Genomic DNA, 16,233 nt, shown 5'->3' on the forward strand with positions numbered 1-16,233 from the left:
TCAGGTTCTAGCACGGCCCTCGGAATGGCTAGAACTTTTTTAGCGCCACGGTCTCCGTGGCGCTTTTTTTTGCCTGTCTTTCCGACCGTCCGCCCGGACGCGTCAGGCCCGTATTATCCCCCGATCGCCGCAAACGCCCCGTCCTGGCCGGTTTCGCGCCTGCTTGCGCGTGCCGTTTGCGCCGCTTGCACGATTCGCCCACGCAAAAAAAAGCGCGATGCCCGCAGTGGGCATCGCGCGTGAAACGGCGTGGAGCGCCGACGAATGAACGATGATGAAGAAAGGGGCCCGGTCGGGCGTGCCCGGCTGGCGAGCCACGCCCCTCGTGCGTGGCCGGTCAGCCCTTCGCGAGCTTGATGCTGGTCTGCTCGGCCGTCAGGTAGCCGACGCTGGCGCCGAAGCGATCCTTGTAGTTCGCGCGCACGAGCGGGTCGAGCGTCGGCTTGACCTTGTCGTGCAGCGGCGATTCCCAGTCGCCCACGTGCTGGAAGTTGCTCATGATGTACGTCCAGCCGTTGATTTCGTCGACCGCGTGCAGGCCCGTCGATTCGGCGCCGGCCGGGCACGACAGCACGCGCGCGAGCGACTTCGTGTCGACGTTGTAGGCCCACAGGAAGTTGTTCACGTGCATCCCCGAGTCTTCGCCGATGAACAGCGTGCGCAGCTTTTCGGAGAACTTCAGATTGTCCGGATTCGCGATCTTGTCCGGGTTCGCGAGGTTGCCGAGCGCGTCGGCCGCGGCGAGATCCTCGCCGACCAGCGCGGCCGGCGCGCCCATGTCGACCGGCACCCATTCGCTGTCGATCGCGGCGCCCGTCGTGTCGCGCTGGCCGGCCTTCAGGTTGAGCGCGTAGACGGCGCCCGCGGCGATCTTCTTGTCGACCGCGACGTCGCGCGACACCGCGTTGCCCTTGACCATCGACGTCTCGATCCGCGACATCGCCGTGTAGACGATCTTGTCCTTCGCGTTCACGGTCGTGCCTTCGAGCTTCGTGAACGCCATGCTGCCGCCGATGAGCGCCGCGTAGCGGTGCGTCTCGAGGAACGCGGCCGCCTTTTCCATCCCCGGCTTCACGCGCATCCAGTTGAACTTGCCGCCGAAATGGATCTTCGTGTAGCTCGCATCGTTCGGGTCGACGGTCGCGAGGTCCATGATGTCCGACGCCTTCAGCGTGTTCGCGAGCGCTTCGATCTCGCTGCTGGTCGCGTGGCCGATCCTGATCCACGTGAGCGTCGCGGTGCCCGCGCCGGCGGACGACGTCTGCGTCCACTTCGCGACGTACAGCGTGCCGGCCGACAGGTCGGCCGCCTTGTCCGCGACGAACATGAACAGGCCGCCGTTGGTCGCGTCGTCGCCCATCATCACGGTGCGCTGGTCCGGCATCACCTGGATCAGCTCGTGCGAGATGCGGCCGAGGCAGTAGTGCTTCTTCACGGTGCCGGTGCCGTCCGGATTCACGGTGATCTCGGGCAGGTGGCCGTAGTGGTAGGGGTTCGCCTTCGTCTCGTCGCCGAACGTGTTCTTGCTGAATGCCTTGAACTGCGCGTCGGTCGCGGCCTTCGTCGCGTCCGGCTCGTATTCCTCGCTCGACAGGTGCGTGCCCCACGGCGACAGGCTCGCGCCGCAGGTGATCCACAGGCCGTGCGCCTTCGACGTGTCGACGTTGTGGTACTTCACGACCTTCAGCGCGCCGGTGGCCGGGTCCTGGTCGAGCGTGATCACCGCGATCGGCGACGGCAGCTGGCCGTACTGCGATGCGCTCGCCTGGTCGCGCGTCGTGTATTCGAACTGCACGACCGCGAACACCGCGTTGCCCTTCACGCCGGGCACGGTGGCGTTCTTCAGCGTCAGCAGCGAGCTGCCGTCCGGGCAGTCGGAATAGAACTGGCGTTCCTTGCCGGCGACCGAGCGATCGATGATCGGCTGGTTGTTGATGTCGTAGTAGCCGCCCGCGAGCGTCGTGCCGCCGTTGCCGTCCGGCACCATGTCGCCGGTCACGAAGAACGGCTTGTACGCGAGCTTGAAGTTGCGCGACGAGCCGTCCGAGAACGACACCGCCAGCGTCGAGCCAACCGTCGTCGTGGCCATCGCGGCCGCGTTATCGAGCGTCGGCGCGGCCATCGCCGAGAATGCCGCCGACGTATAGGCGGCGGCGACCGGCGTCGACGCGGGATCGTCGTCGCCGCCGCAACCCGTCAGCAGGGCCGGCAGCGCGAGGCCGGAAAGGGGAAGCATCGGCGCGCCGGCGAGGATCTTCAGGGCCTGACGACGGGAAGCATTGGGCAACGCGGGCATGTGGAGTCCAGTTTCGGTTGTTGGAAGCATGGCCTTCGCGAAGCAGGCGAGCGGCAAGCTTCGTGAAGGCAGATTGAAAACTGGACCGAAGTGTAAGGACGCTAGATGAAAGTTTTTTGAATCGGAAACGTAATGATGCGTCGGGCGTCCGTCCGGTGAGCTGACGGACGCCGGTCGCAAGCGTTTGCGCTCAGTCGCGCTCGGGCGTGGCCGAGATGCGGTGGATCGACAGGTCCGCGCCGTCGAATTCGGCTTCGCGATCGAGACGCAGGCCGACGGTCGCCTTCAGCACGCCGTAGACGAGCGTGCCGCCCGCGGTCGCGATCGCGATGCCGCCAAGCGTGCCGACGAGCTGCGACAGGAACGACACGCCGCCGAGACCGCCGAGCGCCGGCAGCCCGAACACGCCGGCCGCGAGGCCGCCGAGCGCGCCGCACATCCCGTGCAGCGGCCAGACGCCGAGCACGTCGTCGATGCGCCAGCGGTTCTGTACGCAGGTGAACATCGCGACGAACAGCGCACCGGCCGCGGCGCCGGTGACGAGCGCGCCGATCGGGTGCATCACGTCGGAGCCCGCGCAGACCGCGACGAGGCCCGCGAGCGGCCCGTTGTACGTGAAGCCCGGGTCGTTGCGGCCGGCCATCCATGCCGCGAGCGTGCCGCCGACCATCGCCATCAGCGAGTTCACCGCGACGAGGCCGCTGATCTTGTCGAGCGTCTGCGCGCTCATCACGTTGAAGCCGAACCACCCGACCGCGAGCACCCACGCGCCGAGCGCGAGGAACGGGATGTTCGACGGCGGATGCGCGGCGATCCGGCCGTCCTTCGCATAGCGGCCGTGGCGCGCGCCGAGCAGCAGCACGGCCGGCAGCGCGACCCAGCCGCCGAACGCATGCACGACGACCGAGCCCGCGAAGTCGTGGAACGGCGCGCCGAACGCGTGCGTGAGCCACGCTTGCACGCCGTAGCGCTCGTTCCACGCGACGCCTTCGAAGAACGGATAGATGAAGCCGACGATGATCAGCGTCGCGACGAGCTGCGGATTGAACTTCGCGCGCTCGGCGATGCCGCCGGACACGATCGCCGGGATCGCCGCCGCGAACGTCAGCAGGAAGAAGAACCGCACGAGCGCGTAGCCGTTGTGCTGCGACAGCGTGCCGATGTCGTCGAAGAATTCGACGCCGTACGCGATCGTGTAGCCGATCAGGAAATATGCGAGCGTCGACACCGAGAAGTCGACCAGGATCTTCACGAGCGCGTTGACCTGGTTCTTCTTGCGAACCGTGCCGAGTTCGAGAAATGCGAAGCCCGCGTGCATCGCGAGCACCATGACGGCACCGATCAACAGGAACAGTGTGTCGACGCCGGATTTCAGACCATCCATGCCGTGGCTTCCTTGCGCAAAAAACGGGCGAGGAATGCAAGTATCGAGCCAACGTGGTGAACGGCTGCGTGGAATTGGTGCCCGGAGACCCGCGCGATGCGGCATTCCGGTGAATCGTGCACGGGATCGGGGCGTGACCGCCGCCGGCCGCGCAGCGCGTCGGGTGCACGTGCGTGGTGCGATGCGTGCCGAGCTGGTGCGTACGACGAATGAGGCGGTGCGCGGCGGCGCGGGGCGCGCACCGATCTGGCGCGTCAGTGGCGCTCGAACAGCGTGGGCGGCCGGCGCAGCCGCAGCGCGCACGCGGACCAGTAGGCGGCGACGGTCGCCAGCCCGAGCGCGGCGAACGCGAGCGCGGCGAAGCTGGCGAGGGACTGGCCGTCGCCATCGGCGCCGAGGATGCCTTGCGCGACGATCAGCGCGGCCGTCCAGAAGCCGATCACGGCCTGCGCGAGCAGGCGCGCACAGGCGATGCGGCGCGGCCGCCCGGATGCGGCGAGGCGGCGCGCCGACGGCGCGCGCAGACACAGGAACAGGGTGGCCGCGAGCAGCGCGGCCAGGGCGATGAGCCAATCAACGAGGAAAGCCATGACGAGGGAAAGGGGCACGTACGAAGCGGATCGAAGCGTGCCCACTTTAGAGGCGTGGCGCGTGCGATTGAATCAGACGAGTCCGAAATTGAAAGGCATTTTTAATGGTGGGTCGTCATTGGGCCTGTTCCACAGGCGGTATCATCAACCCCGGTCCAACCACGAGGTCGCGCCATGCGCGGCCGGAGATTGCTGATGAACATGAAGACATCGCGGGCGCGTCGCGCGCCCGGGTTCGTGCTGGCGGCCGTGGCCGCCGGTGCGCTGCTGTTGCTCGCGGGCTGCGAGAAGTCCGGCACGCCGGCCGCCCAACCCGATACGGCCGCCAGCGCGGCGGCCGACGCCGCGAACAATGCGGCCAAGGCGCTCGACCAGGTGGCAAGCACCGTCAATCAACAGATCAACGCGGCGAAGGCCGGCCTCGCGTCCGCGGCGTCGGCCGTGCCGCCGTTGTCCGCCAGCGGCCTCGCGTCGGCCGCGCAGGCGCAGATCGACGCGGCGGCGTCCGCGGTCGTCGCGCATGCGGCTTCCGAAGCGGGCGCGAAGATCGCCGAAGCCGGCAAGAAACTCCAGCAGTGGAGCCGGCAGGGCGCCTCGGGGACGAAACCCGCGAGCGGCGAATGACGCGGGCTTGCATGATCCGCGAATTGTAATTATGATGGTTACATATGTCGCCGGTTGCGGGTCGGGCCGGCGTCGCCGAGTGAGTCACGAATGAATACCAGCAGCCGGTTCGCGTTTGCCGTCCACGTGCTCGCCTTGCTGTCGATGCAGGAAGGCGCGCCGTTGTCGTCCGACATCATCGCGGGCAGCGTGAATACGAATCCGGCGCTGATTCGCCGGTTGTTGTCGATGCTGGCGGCCGCAGGGCTGACGACGTCGCAGCTCGGCGCGGGCGGCGGTGCGCTGCTGGCGCGCGAGCCGGGCGAGATCACGCTGCTCGACGTGTATCGCGCGGTCGACGATGCGCAGCTGTTCGCGCTGCACCGCGAGGCGCCGAATCCGGCGTGTCTCGTCGGGCGGCACATCCAGGGCGTGCTGACGGGCTATATCGGCGACGCGCAGCGCGCGATGGAGGCGTCGCTCGCCACACGCACGCTCGTCGACGTGACGGCCGACATGCTGGATCGGGAGCAGCGCACGCAACGGGCGGCGCGCGCCGGCGGGTAATCGATGGCGGGTGCCGACGGCGATTGACGGTCGGCAGGCAGGGCAGGAAGCCGGACGGCGCGTACGCGCGGCGATCGGCGCAACGGGGGCTTCGCCCCGTTTTTTTCGGTCTTATATGTAATTAATTGTGTTACATATTTTCAACTCTGGAGAATCGATATGACGCAACGTTCGTTGAATATCGCGCTGTTCGGCGCCACCGGCATGATCGGCTCGCGCATCGCGGCGGAAGCCGTGCGGCGCGGCCACCGTGTCACGGCGCTGTCGCGCCATCCGGGCGCATCCGGCGACGGCATCACCGCGAAGGCGGCCGACCTGTTCGACGCGGCCAGCATCGCGGCCGCGCTGCCGGGCCATGACGTCGTCGCAAGCGCGTACGGCCCGAAGCAGGACGACGCGGCGAAGGTCGTCGCGGTTGCGAAGGCGCTGGTCGCCGGCACGCGTCAGGCCGGTTTGAAGCGGCTCGTCGTGGTGGGCGGTGCAGGTTCGCTCGAAGTCGCGCCGGGCAAGCAGCTCGTCGACACCGAAGGTTTCCCCGAAGCGTACAAGGCGGTCGCGCTCGCGCACCGCGACGCGCTCGACTTCCTGAAGACGGTCGCCGATCTCGACTGGACCTTCTTCGCGCCGGCCGCGCTGATCGCGCCGGGCGAGCGCACGGGCACGTTCCGCACGGGCGTCGGCAAGCTGATCGTGGACGCGCAAGGCAACAGCAAGATCTCGGCGGAAGACTACGCGGTCGCGTTCGTCGACGCGCTCGAGCAGGACGGCTTCGTGCGCGAGATCGCGACGGTCGCATATTGAGCGGCATGACGGCCGGCGGCGTGTGAGCGCCGGCCGGGGCGCGCGCGACGCGCAAGCCGCGACGCGCCGGCAAATTCAGGCGATTCCGCCCTGTCGGGTGGCGTCGCCTGTTTCTTCTGGCGCGGCGACTGCGTGACGGATCGGTATTTACACCGGTCGACGCGCCAAGACAGTTTTCATATTGTTCCCCGTCGGGCAGGATGAATAGAATAAATTTCTATCGACGAGGGAATGGAGAAATGGACGCCATCGATCGCAAGCTGCTGGAGCTGCTGCAGGCGGATGCCACGCTGCCGATCGCGGAGCTGGCACAGCGCGTGAACCTGTCGCAGACGCCGTGCTGGAAGCGCGTGCAGCGGCTGAAGGAAACCGGCGCGATTCGCGCGCAGGTTGCGCTGTGCGATCCGCGCAAGCTCGGGGTCGGCACGACCGTGTTCGTCGCGATCCGCACGAACCAGCATACCGAGGAGTGGGCGCGGCGCTTCACGCAGGCGGTGCGCGACATGCCGGAAGTAGTCGAGGTCTACCGGATGAGCGGCGAGACCGATTACCTGCTGCGCGTCGTCGTGGCCGGCATCGACGACTACGACCGCGTGTACAAGCAACTGATTCGCACGGTGCCGCTGTTCGACGTCAGTTCGTCGTTCGCGATGGAGCAGATCAAGTATTCGACCGCGCTGCCCGTGCGCGATCTGGCCGAGCCGGCCTGACGGGCACGCCGCCGCGCCATCGCGTCGGCGGCGCGGCTTCAGCGGCCGCGCGCCAGCGCGCGTGCGCGTTCGTCGGCCAGCGCGTCGCGGCGCACGAAATCCGCGACGAACGGGCTGGCCGGATGATGATGCAGCGCGTGCGGCGTATCCCATTGCGCGAGTTGGCCATCCTTCATCACGCCGATCCGGTCGGCGATCGCGAACGCTTCCGCCTGGTTGTGCGTGACGAGGATCGCGGTGTGGCCCGTACGCTTCAGGATGTCGCGCAGCTCGAACGCGAGCCGCTCGCGCGTATCGACGTCGAGGTTCGAGAACGGCTCGTCGAGCAGCAGCAATTCCGGCGACGGCGCGAGTGCGCGCGCGAGCGCGACGCGCTGCTGCTGGCCGCCCGACAGTTCGTGCGGATAGGCGTCGCCGGCATCGGCGAGGCCGACGAGGTCGAGCAACTCCGCGACGCGCAGGCGCCGCTCGGCCTTCGGCATGCGCCGCAGTCCGAACGCGACGTTGTCGGCCGCGCTCAGGTGCGGGAACAGCGCGTAATCCTGGAACATCAGGCCGATCCGCCGTCGCTCGGGCGGCACGTCGAGCGACGGCGCCGCGACCGGCGTGCCGTCCAGCACGATACGCCCCATGCGCACGGGCTCGAAGCCGGCGATCGCGCGCAGCACGGTGGTCTTGCCGCAGCCGGACGCGCCGAGCAGGCAGCCGATCTCGCCGCGCGGCAGCGCGAGGCTCAGGCCGTCGACCACAGTGCGGCGGCCGTGCGGCGTGTCGTAGGCGATGCAGAGGTCGTCGAGTTCGAGCAGGTTCACGGTGTCAGGCTCCGATCTTGTGGCGGGTGCGGGCGAGCAGGATCACGGGCACGAGCCCGGCCACCACGATCGCGAGCGCGGCGACCGCGCCATCTTCATAGGTGCCGCGCGCGGCTTCCGCATACAGCCAGGTCGCGAGCGTGTCGAAGTTCAGCGGGCGCAGCAGCAGCGTGGCCGGCAATTCCTTCATCGCGTCGACGAACACCAGCAGCGCGCTCGTCGTGAGCGCGGGCCGCAACAGCGGCAGGTGGACGCGGCGCAGCGTGCCGCCGGCCGTCTCGCCGAGCGAGCGCGCGGCCTGTTCGAGCGACGGCGGAATGCGCGCGAGGCCGGCCTCGATGCCGCCGGCCGGGATCGCGAGAAAGCGCACCGTATAGGCGATCGCGAGCGCGGTGGCCGAGCCCATCAGCAGCAGCCCGTCGCGGCCGAGCGCCGCGCCGAACAGCCGGTCGGCCGCCGCGAACGGCATCAGCAGGCCGATCGCGAGCACGGTGCCCGGCACCGCGTAGCCGAGGCTCGCGATCCGCGCGCACAGGCGGGCAGGGCCCGCGCGGGCGCTGTCGCGTTGCGCGCGCGCGGCCCACGCGACGACGAGCCCGCACGCGAGCGTCGCGGCGGTAGCGGCGGTCGCGATCGTCAGCGTGTTCGCGAGCCCCGTCATCAGTTGCGCGGACACGCCGCCGACGACGTGCAGCCGCTTGGCCGTTTCGACCGCGAGGTATGCGGCCGGCGCGCCGAAACCGAGCAGGACGGGCAGCCAGCCGAGCACCGCGGCGCCCAGCGCGGCCGGGCCGGTCAGGCGGCGCGGCGCGATCGGACGCATGCGCCGGCCGTGCGCGTAGCGCTGGCGGCGGCGCCCGTAACGTTCGAGCGCGATCATGCCGACGACGATCGCGAGCATCGCGAGTGCGATCTGCGCGGCGCCGGCGAGATCGGAGCGCGTGATCCACGTCGTATAGACGGACACGGTCAGCGTCTGCACGCCGAGGAACTCCGACGCGCCGATATCGTTCAGCGTTTCGAGCAGCGCGAGGCTCACGCCGACCGCGATTGCCGGCCGGGCGAGCGGCACGACGACGCGCCAGAACGTCGCGACGCGGCCGGCGCCGAGCGTGCGCGCGGCTTCGAGCAGGCTTGCGGATTGGGTGACGAACATCGCGCGCGTGCTCAGATAGACGTACGGATACAGTACGAAGCCGAGCACGAAGATCGCGCCGGGCAGCGAGCGCAGGTCGGGCAGGCGGAACTGGCGCGGGCTGTCGAAGCCGAGCAGCCAGCGGATCGCGCCTTGTACCGGGCCGATCGGATGCAGCAGGTCGAGATACGCGAACGCGACGATGTAGGTGGGGACCGCGAGCGGCAGCAGCAGCGCCCAGGTCAGGATCCGGCGGCCGGGAAAATCGTACGCGGTGACGAGCCATGCGCAGCCGGTGCCGACGATCGACACGATGGTGCCGACCCCGGCGAGCAGCAGCAGCGTATTGACGAGCGCCTGCGGCAGCACGAATTCGGCGAGATGGCGCCAGTGCGCGAGATCGGCGTCGAACGCGGCGGCCACGAGCACCGCGAGCGGCGCCGCGACCGCCGCGGCGATCGTCAGCGCCGCGAGCAGCCACAGGCTGCCCGCGCGCGGTCGCACGCGCGGTCGCGGACCGCGCGGCTCGCGACAGGCGCGGGCAGCAGGCGATGCGTCAGTTGTCAAAGCCGACCTTGTCGACGAGCTGGCTCGCCTGCTTGCGATGCTTCGCGATATCCGCGAGCGGCAGCGGGTCGACCTTCAGCGTACCGAAGCTCGCGATCACCGGGTCGAGCTTCACGTTCGCGCGCACCGGATATTCGTAGTTCGCCTGCGCATACAGCGCCTGCGCCTCCGGCGACACCAGGTATTCGAGCAGCTTCACCGCATTGGCCTTGTGCGGCGCGTGCTTCGCCACCGTCGCGCCGCTGATGTTCACGTGCGTGCCGCCGCTTTTCGCGTTCGCGAACGTCGGGCGCACGACCTTGATCGCGTCGCCCCATTTGCGCGCATCGCTGCCGGCTTCCGCATTCTTCATATGGCCGACGTAGTAAGCGTTCGCGAGGCCGACGTCGCAGATGCCGCCGAGGATGTCGCGCGCGACGTCGCGGTCGCCGCCGGTCGCCTTGCGCGCGAGGTTGGCCTTCACGCCGCGCAGCCATGTCTCGGTCGCGGCCTCGCCGTCGTGCGCGATCATCGCCGCGACGAGCGCGGTGTTGTACGGATGCTGGCCCGAGCGGATGCAGACCTTGCCCTTCCATTTCGGATCGGCGAGATCCTCGTAGCGGAACGCATCGACCTTCAGGTCCTTTTCGACGTACAGCACGCGGTCGCGCAGCGACAGCGCGTACCAGTCGCCGTTCGCGCCGCGCAGGTTCGCGGGAATCGCGTCGTCGAGCGCCTTCGAGCGCACCGGTTGCGTGACGCCGCCGTCGACGAGGTCGAGCAGGTTGCCGACGTCGACCGTCATCAGCACGTCGGCCGGCGACTGCGCGCCTTCCGCCTTCACGCGCTCGAGCAGGCCGTCCTTCACGAACACCGTGTTGACCTTGAGGCCGCTCTGCTTCGTGAACGCGTCGATGAGCGGCTGGATCAGCTTCGGCTCGCGGGTGGTGTACAGGCTCACTTCCTCGGCCGCGTGGGCAAGCGGCGCGAAGGCGGCCGCGGTCAGGGCGAGGGCGCCGGCGAGCGGCAGCAGGCGGGTGCGCGGATTCGACATGGAGACTCCGGTGCGGCAGGTGGACGAGGGAGCGTTCCGCGGCGCGCCTGCCGCCCGCGCGACCCGAAACATTACAAAATGAAAGACGCTGGATTCTAAATCGAAATGGGAATGATTAACAAACGAAAGCTTGCGGAAAGCCGGAGAGCGGCCGGCGGCGGGGACCGGCGAACGGGGCGGCGCAGCGCGGCGCCAAGCGCGTAGAATGCCCGCTTCGACGAATTTGACGGAGCGGCACCGACCATGAACGATCAGCGCAAGAAGAACCCTGTCCGCAACGTGAGCATCCTGATCGTCGTGGCCGTGCTGCTCGTGATCGGGACGATCCTGTACAACGCGATTTCGCAGAAGCACGCGTACGACGAGGCCCATCCGGCCGAGGCCGCGAGCGCGGCGTCGCACTGACGCGCCGGTGCGCGGCCCGGCGGGTCGCGTGCGGGGCATGTGAACGGAGTCGATCCGCGGTTGCCGGCGCGACGGGCGCCGCGCGGAACCGGGACGGCAGAAGACGCGCCGGAACCGGCGCGCCGCATCGGCAGCTCAGCCGTGCGTCAACGTGACGCAGCGGCGAATTTCGGGCGGATCCGTGCGTAGAACACGGCCGCGAGCAGCGCGAGCCACGCCGCGCCCACGTAGAGCGCGACGCGCGTATCGTCGAACCAGCCGAGCATCACGATCACGAAGCCCATGAAGGCGATCGTCAGCGCCGGCGCGACGGGCCACAGCGGCACCTTGAACTTCAGCGCGGCGACTTCGGCGTTCGACAGCCGGCGACGCATCGCCACCTGCGACAGCAGGATCATCAGCCAGACCCACACGGTCGCGAACGTCGCGATCGCGGCGACCACCAGGAAGACGTCCTTCGGCATCAGGTAGTTGAGCAGCACGCCGACCAGCAGCGCGCCGGCCATCACGAGCACCGTGACCCACGGCACGCCGTGGCGCGACGTCGTCGTCAGCACGCGCGGCGCCTGGCCTTGCCGCGCCATCCCGAACATCATCCGGCCCGCGCCGAAGATGTCGCTGTTGATCGCCGAGATCGCCGCGCTGATCACGACGAGATTCAGGATCGTCGCGGCCGACTTCACGCCGAGCGCCGAGAAGATCTGCACGAACGGGCTGCCGTCGCTGCCGACGCCGGTCCACGGGCTGATCGACATCAGCACGACCATCGTCAGCACGTAGAACAGCAGGATCCGCGCGGGCACCGCGTTGATCGCGCGCGGAATCACGCGTTCCGGGTCCTTCGCCTCGCCGGCGCTCATCCCGATCACCTCGATCCCGCCGTACGCGAAGATCACGACCGACAGCGACGCGATCAGCCCGCCGACGCCGTTCGGGAAGAAGCCGCCATGGTTCCACAGGTTGGCAAAGGTCGGCGCGTCGGCCGAATGGCCGAAGTGCATGCCGGTCAGCAGGATCGCGACGCCGCCGCCGATCATCGCGACGATCGCGCCGACCTTGATGATCGACAGCCAGAATTCGAGCTCGCCGAACACCTTCACGTGGCACAGGTTCAGCCCGCAGATGACCGCGACGACGCCGAGCACCCAGATCCATTGCGGCACGTCCGGAAACCAGAAACCCATGTAGATGCCGAATGCGGTGATGTCGGCGATCGCGACGATCACCATTTCGAGCGTGTAGGTCCAGCCGGTGACAAAGCCCGCGAACGGGCCGAGGTTCTCGGTCGCGTAGTGGCCGAACGAGCCGGCGACGGGTTCGCGCACGGCCATCTCGCCGAGCGCGCGCATCACCATGTAGACGGCCGCGCCGCCCAGGATGTACGCGAGGATCACGGCCGGGCCCGCGAGCTGGATCGCGGACGCCGAACCGTAGAACAGGCCCGTGCCGATCGCCGAGCCCAGCGCGAGAAAGCGGATGTGCCGCGCGCTCAGGTGGCGCTGCAAGTTTTTCATCAGAATTTGCTCCGCGAAACTCCGCCATTGATGGCGGGAAGGAAAGGGGTACTGTTGACAGGTAGCTTCTTCCACGGGTTAGGATCACCGGCATGATCCTTGTCTACCGCTACCGCATGAAGTCGCTCAACGGACTGCTCAACAAGCAGAGCCGTGCGGTGAACTACGTCTGGAACTTCTGCAATGACACGCAGAAGCACGCGCTCAAGTGGGGCAAGAAGTGGCCGACGGGATTCGATCTGAACGTGCTGACGACGGGGAGCAGCAAGGAACTCGGTATTCACTCCGGTACGGTCAACGCGACGTGCGAGCAATACGCGAAGTCGCGCAGCCAGCGCCGTCGGCCCTACCTGCGCTATCGCGGCAGGAAATCGCTGGGCTGGGTGCCGCTGAAGGGGCGTGACCTGAAGCGCGAGGGCGGCGCGTTTCGCTTTGCCGGAAATACTTTTCGGGTGTTCAACAGTCGACCGCTTCCCGAAGGGAAGATTAAGGATGGAACCAACTTTTGCGCAGGATGCGCGCGGCAATTGGTTTCTCAACATCGTGATCGAGATGCCCGATGTGCAGGTCCGCCCGGTCCGTTCCGGTGTGGGCATCGATCTCGGCCTGAAAGACTTCGCCACACTTTCGACCGGCGAGAAACTGCCCAATGACCAATTCGGTCGACGAGCGGCGGAAAAGCTGGCGAAAGCGCAACGGGCGCGAAAGCACAAGCGACATATCGCGAAGCTGCACGCCAAGATCGCGAATGCCCGAGCCGATTTCCAGCACAAGCTCGCGCTCGAGCTGGTGTGGCGCTTCGATTACATCGCGGTCGGCAACGTGTCGGCTGTCAAACTCGCCAGAACCAGGATGGCGAAGAGCGTCTACGACGCATCCTGGTCGTCCTTCCGAAACAAGCTCCGCTACAAAGCGATCGCGCACGGGGCCACGTTCGAGGAAGTCGACGAAAGCGGTTCCACCCAGTCCTGTTTGGCGTGCGGGTCGAAAGACAGCACGACGCGGCAGAAAGGTATCGCGGGACTGCGAATAAGAGAGTGGGCCTGCAGTGACTGTGGTGTCGAGCATGATCGAGATACCAACGCTGCGCTGAACATTCTCCGATGCGGACGTGCATCGCCAGGTGTGGGAATCTTCCGCCTTTAGGCGGGAGAGGGCGTCAAGGAGTCTCCGATATCGTTATGCGACGAACCTGGCGAGCGACGCCGGTTCGAATGCGTCAAGTTGTCTATACAACTTGAATGTGAACGAATGATAACAAGCCGGAGCCGGTGACCGGAATCGGGTATTCCCTGACTGGTGCGGCGAGCGGAACGGGGCGTGGGGCGGTCGCGCGCCGCGGGCCGCGTGGGGCATGCTTCTTCGGGGATCGTTGAATCGAGGCGTGCCGGCAGGCCGATCCGCGGCGTGCGCGGGCCGGCCTGCCGGCGTGGACATACGGAGGTCAGGCAGGCAGGCGGATCACGCTCGCATCCTTGCGGATCAGCAGCGACGACGCGAGCATCTGCTTGCACTGGTGCGCGAGCACCTTCAGGTCGTGCGTGAGCTCGGCGCCGACCGCATCGGATTTTTCCGCGGACACGACCATCGCATCGAGATCGCGCGTGATCTGCTTCGACGCTTCGAGCTGGTCGGCGGGCGGCGGCTCGCCGGCCTCGGCCTTCTCGAGATTGTCGAGCACGGCGGCGAGGCCGCGCTGCAGCGCGTCGTCGTGAACGAGGCCGCCATCGGCCGCGCATGCGCTGCGGATCAGCGGCGCGGCGGCCGTGATCTGCGCGCCGAGCACGTGCGTCTGCACGAGCAGGTCGTTCAGTTCGGGCACGAAGCGCTGGTGCGCCTTCGGCTCGATCATCATCCGCTGGAACGCCTGCCCGAGATTCGCGAACGCGATGTGCACGTCCTTGCGGGCGAGGCGGTAGCGGTAGTCGTCCTCGAGGCTGGCCGTCGGCGACTCGATCGCGGCCGCGACGCCCGCGACGACGGCAGCGCCGTCGGCGGTCGGCACCGGCGGCGGCGACATGCCGCGCCCGGCGCGCCATACAGCCTCGAAATACTTGCGGGTGGACGTCAGCATGTCGGTGACGAGCTTGCCCATCAGCCGGTATTCCCAGTACGGGAACAGCCGGCTCGCCGCGATCGCGATCATGCAGCCGACCACCGTGTCGATCGCGCGCTCGCCGATGATCCGCATGCTGCCCGGCGCGAGCAGGTGGAACATCAGCAGCACGTATGACGACGTGAACACGACGCTCGCCGCATAGTTGAACAGCAGCAGGCTGTAGCTCATCACCATCGACCCGAACATGATCGCGATCAGCAGGTGCGTATCCTTGACCGTGTAGATCAGCGCGACGCTCGCCGCGCAGCCGATCAGCGTGCCGACGATACGCGCCGCGTTGCGCTGCTTGGTCAGCGAGTAGCCGGGCTTCAGGATGATGATGGTGGTCATCACGATCCAGTACGCGTTCGTGAGCGGCAGCAGCCGGCCGATCCAGAAGCCGACCGCGACGGCGATCGTCACGCGCAGCGCATGGCGAAAGCTCGGCGAGCGCATGTTCAGGTTCGAGAAGATCAGCAGCGGCGACATGCGGCGGCGCTGCAGGAAGCGCGTGAGCGCCTTGTCGATCTTCAGTTCGGTTTGCTGCGGATCGGCACGGCCCGACAGGTTGCGGCGCATCCGGTCGATCAGGCGCGTCGCGCTCCAGATGCGCCGGAACGTCGCGAGCACGGCCGCATACGCTTCCGGGTTGGTGGCCGCGAAGTTCTTCTTGCGCATCAGCTCGATCTCGTACTCGATCGCGCGCAGCTCGGCCTTCACGCTGATGTGCGAATGCGGCGCGCGGTTTTCGAGCACCGCGAGGCCGACCTCCTCGAGATCGGCGGCGGCCTTGCGGATCAGGTCGCGATAGAAAATGATCAGGTCCGTTCCGCCGAACGTGTTGCGCACGAGCGGATAATCGGTGTGCGCGCCGACGAACAGCTCGTGCAGGTCGACGCTGTTGATGAACAGGTTGTACATCGTCGTGCGGCCGGGATCGAGCTTGCCGCGCCGCAGTTTCGGCAGGTTGCGCAGCACGATGTCGCGCGCGGTTTCCTGCGTTTCGACCGCGGTGATCTGCTTCGCGACGAGATTGCGGTAGCACTCGTCGAGATCGGCGTCGAGATCGTAGAACTGCGCGCGCGCGAGCAGGTAGTCGGCACAGGCGAACAGGCTTTCGGCCAGCGCCTGCTGCTCGATCCGACGCGCCTGCCATTGCGACACGAGCGTGGCCCAGTACGTGTACCAGAGGCCGCCCGCGAGAATCCAGCCGGCGTTGACGAACGCCTGCAGCGGCGTGAATTTCTCCTCGAGCGTCATCACCATCATGAACAGCGTCGCGAAGCTGATCTGCGGCCAGCGGTTGCCGTAGACGACGATCAGCGACAGCACGAACGTGAGCGGCACGATCGTGAGCCACAGCGCGAAGATGTTCGGGGTCGCGAGGCCGGTGGCGAGCGCGGCGAGGAAGCCGATCACGCTGCACGCGAGCATTTCGTTGTGCTTGTACTTGAGCGGGCCCGGCATGTCGACGACGCACGCGCCGAGCGCGCCCGTCGAGATCGTGAAGCCGAGCTCCCGGTTGTGAAACACGATCAGGCACAACACGGCCGGCAGCGACACGCCGACCGCGATCCGCAGGCCGCCGAAAAAGTACTGGCTGTAGAAAAACTTTCTGATTTCGACCGAATAGCGCATCGATGAGCTGAATGACAGACGAAGACGCCCGGGGCGGCGTATTGACTGGCGACGAGTCTATCGTATTTCGCGTCTCGTAA

The 16,233-nt window shown here is 67.4% G+C and carries 13 protein-coding genes and 1 pseudogene; 6 read left to right on the forward strand and 8 right to left on the reverse strand.

Annotation, left to right across the window (positions count from 1 at the left end):
• Positions 1–337 precede the first annotated feature (337 nt).
• The 3 genes from J8I35_RS24110 to J8I35_RS24120 all read right to left on the reverse strand — a co-directional run bounded on the left by J8I35_RS24110 (position 338) and on the right by J8I35_RS24120 (position 4,270).
• On the reverse strand, positions 338–2,296 hold the full coding sequence (locus J8I35_RS24110) for an alkaline phosphatase PhoX (protein WP_050011368.1): 1,959 nt from the start codon (positions 2,294–2,296) through the stop codon (positions 338–340).
• A gap of 190 nt (positions 2,297–2,486) precedes the next feature.
• Positions 2,487–3,680 (reverse strand): ammonium transporter, encoded by a 1,194-nt coding sequence (locus J8I35_RS24115; protein ID WP_050011367.1) that lies wholly within the window; start codon positions 3,678–3,680, stop codon positions 2,487–2,489.
• Between the two features lie 254 nt (positions 3,681–3,934).
• Positions 3,935–4,270: a hypothetical protein gene (locus tag J8I35_RS24120; RefSeq protein ID WP_050011366.1), complete on the reverse strand. Its 336-nt coding sequence runs from the start codon at positions 4,268–4,270 to the stop codon at positions 3,935–3,937.
• A gap of 195 nt (positions 4,271–4,465) precedes the next feature.
• Here J8I35_RS24120 and J8I35_RS24125 point away from each other — a divergent pair, with 195 nt between their 5' ends.
• From J8I35_RS24125 to J8I35_RS24140, 4 genes are all read left to right on the forward strand, one after another.
• Positions 4,466–4,894: a hypothetical protein gene (locus tag J8I35_RS24125; RefSeq protein ID WP_209927343.1), complete on the forward strand. Its 429-nt coding sequence runs from the start codon at positions 4,466–4,468 to the stop codon at positions 4,892–4,894.
• A 90-nt stretch (positions 4,895–4,984) separates the two neighbouring features.
• Positions 4,985–5,440, forward strand: coding sequence for an Rrf2 family transcriptional regulator (locus tag J8I35_RS24130; protein WP_175788300.1), 456 nt, complete (start codon positions 4,985–4,987; stop codon positions 5,438–5,440).
• A 159-nt stretch (positions 5,441–5,599) separates the two neighbouring features.
• Complete coding sequence (locus tag J8I35_RS24135; protein WP_050011363.1) at positions 5,600–6,241, forward strand: NAD(P)H-binding protein; 642 nt, start codon at positions 5,600–5,602, stop codon at positions 6,239–6,241.
• A gap of 239 nt (positions 6,242–6,480) precedes the next feature.
• Positions 6,481–6,951, forward strand: a complete 471-nt coding sequence (locus tag J8I35_RS24140; RefSeq protein WP_060354369.1) for an Lrp/AsnC family transcriptional regulator — start codon at positions 6,481–6,483, stop codon at positions 6,949–6,951.
• 38 nt (positions 6,952–6,989) lie between these two features.
• Here the strand turns inward: J8I35_RS24140 and J8I35_RS24145 are convergent, their stop codons facing one another.
• The 3 genes from J8I35_RS24145 to J8I35_RS24155 are packed head-to-tail and all read right to left on the reverse strand — an operon-like array spanning position 6,990 to position 10,498.
• A complete protein-coding gene (locus J8I35_RS24145) occupies positions 6,990–7,763 on the reverse strand; it encodes an ABC transporter ATP-binding protein (RefSeq protein WP_124629973.1) in 774 nt (257 codons plus the stop codon).
• A gap of 4 nt (positions 7,764–7,767) precedes the next feature.
• Positions 7,768–9,402, reverse strand: a complete 1,635-nt coding sequence (locus tag J8I35_RS24150) for an iron ABC transporter permease (RefSeq protein WP_348522280.1) — start codon at positions 9,400–9,402, stop codon at positions 7,768–7,770.
• A 52-nt stretch (positions 9,403–9,454) separates the two neighbouring features.
• Complete coding sequence (locus J8I35_RS24155; RefSeq protein WP_209927347.1) at positions 9,455–10,498, reverse strand: Fe(3+) ABC transporter substrate-binding protein; 1,044 nt, start codon at positions 10,496–10,498, stop codon at positions 9,455–9,457.
• A gap of 243 nt (positions 10,499–10,741) precedes the next feature.
• Here J8I35_RS24155 and J8I35_RS24160 point away from each other — a divergent pair, with 243 nt between their 5' ends.
• Positions 10,742–10,903 carry a hypothetical protein gene (locus tag J8I35_RS24160; protein ID WP_006476417.1) on the forward strand — a complete coding sequence of 54 codons (162 nt, stop codon included), beginning with the start codon at positions 10,742–10,744 and terminating at the stop codon, positions 10,901–10,903.
• A 146-nt stretch (positions 10,904–11,049) separates the two neighbouring features.
• Here J8I35_RS24160 and J8I35_RS24165 read toward each other — a convergent pair whose 3' ends face one another.
• Positions 11,050–12,417, reverse strand: coding sequence for an amino acid permease (locus J8I35_RS24165; protein WP_124680228.1), 1,368 nt, complete (start codon positions 12,415–12,417; stop codon positions 11,050–11,052).
• Positions 12,418–12,509: 92 nt separating this feature from the next.
• Here J8I35_RS24165 and J8I35_RS24170 point away from each other — a divergent pair.
• Positions 12,510–13,563 (forward strand): annotated as a pseudogene (locus J8I35_RS24170) (transposase).
• A gap of 298 nt (positions 13,564–13,861) precedes the next feature.
• On the opposite strand, the gene J8I35_RS24175 reads toward J8I35_RS24170, so the two are convergent.
• The gene (locus J8I35_RS24175) at positions 13,862–16,153 is read right to left on the reverse strand and encodes an FUSC family membrane protein (protein WP_050015094.1); all 2,292 of its coding nucleotides are present in this window, start codon (positions 16,151–16,153) and stop codon (positions 13,862–13,864) included.
• Positions 16,154–16,233: the final 80 nt, after the last annotated feature.

Source organism: Burkholderia sp. CpTa8-5, assembly GCF_017815045.1.
GTDB lineage: Bacteria > Pseudomonadota > Gammaproteobacteria > Burkholderiales > Burkholderiaceae > Burkholderia > Burkholderia sola.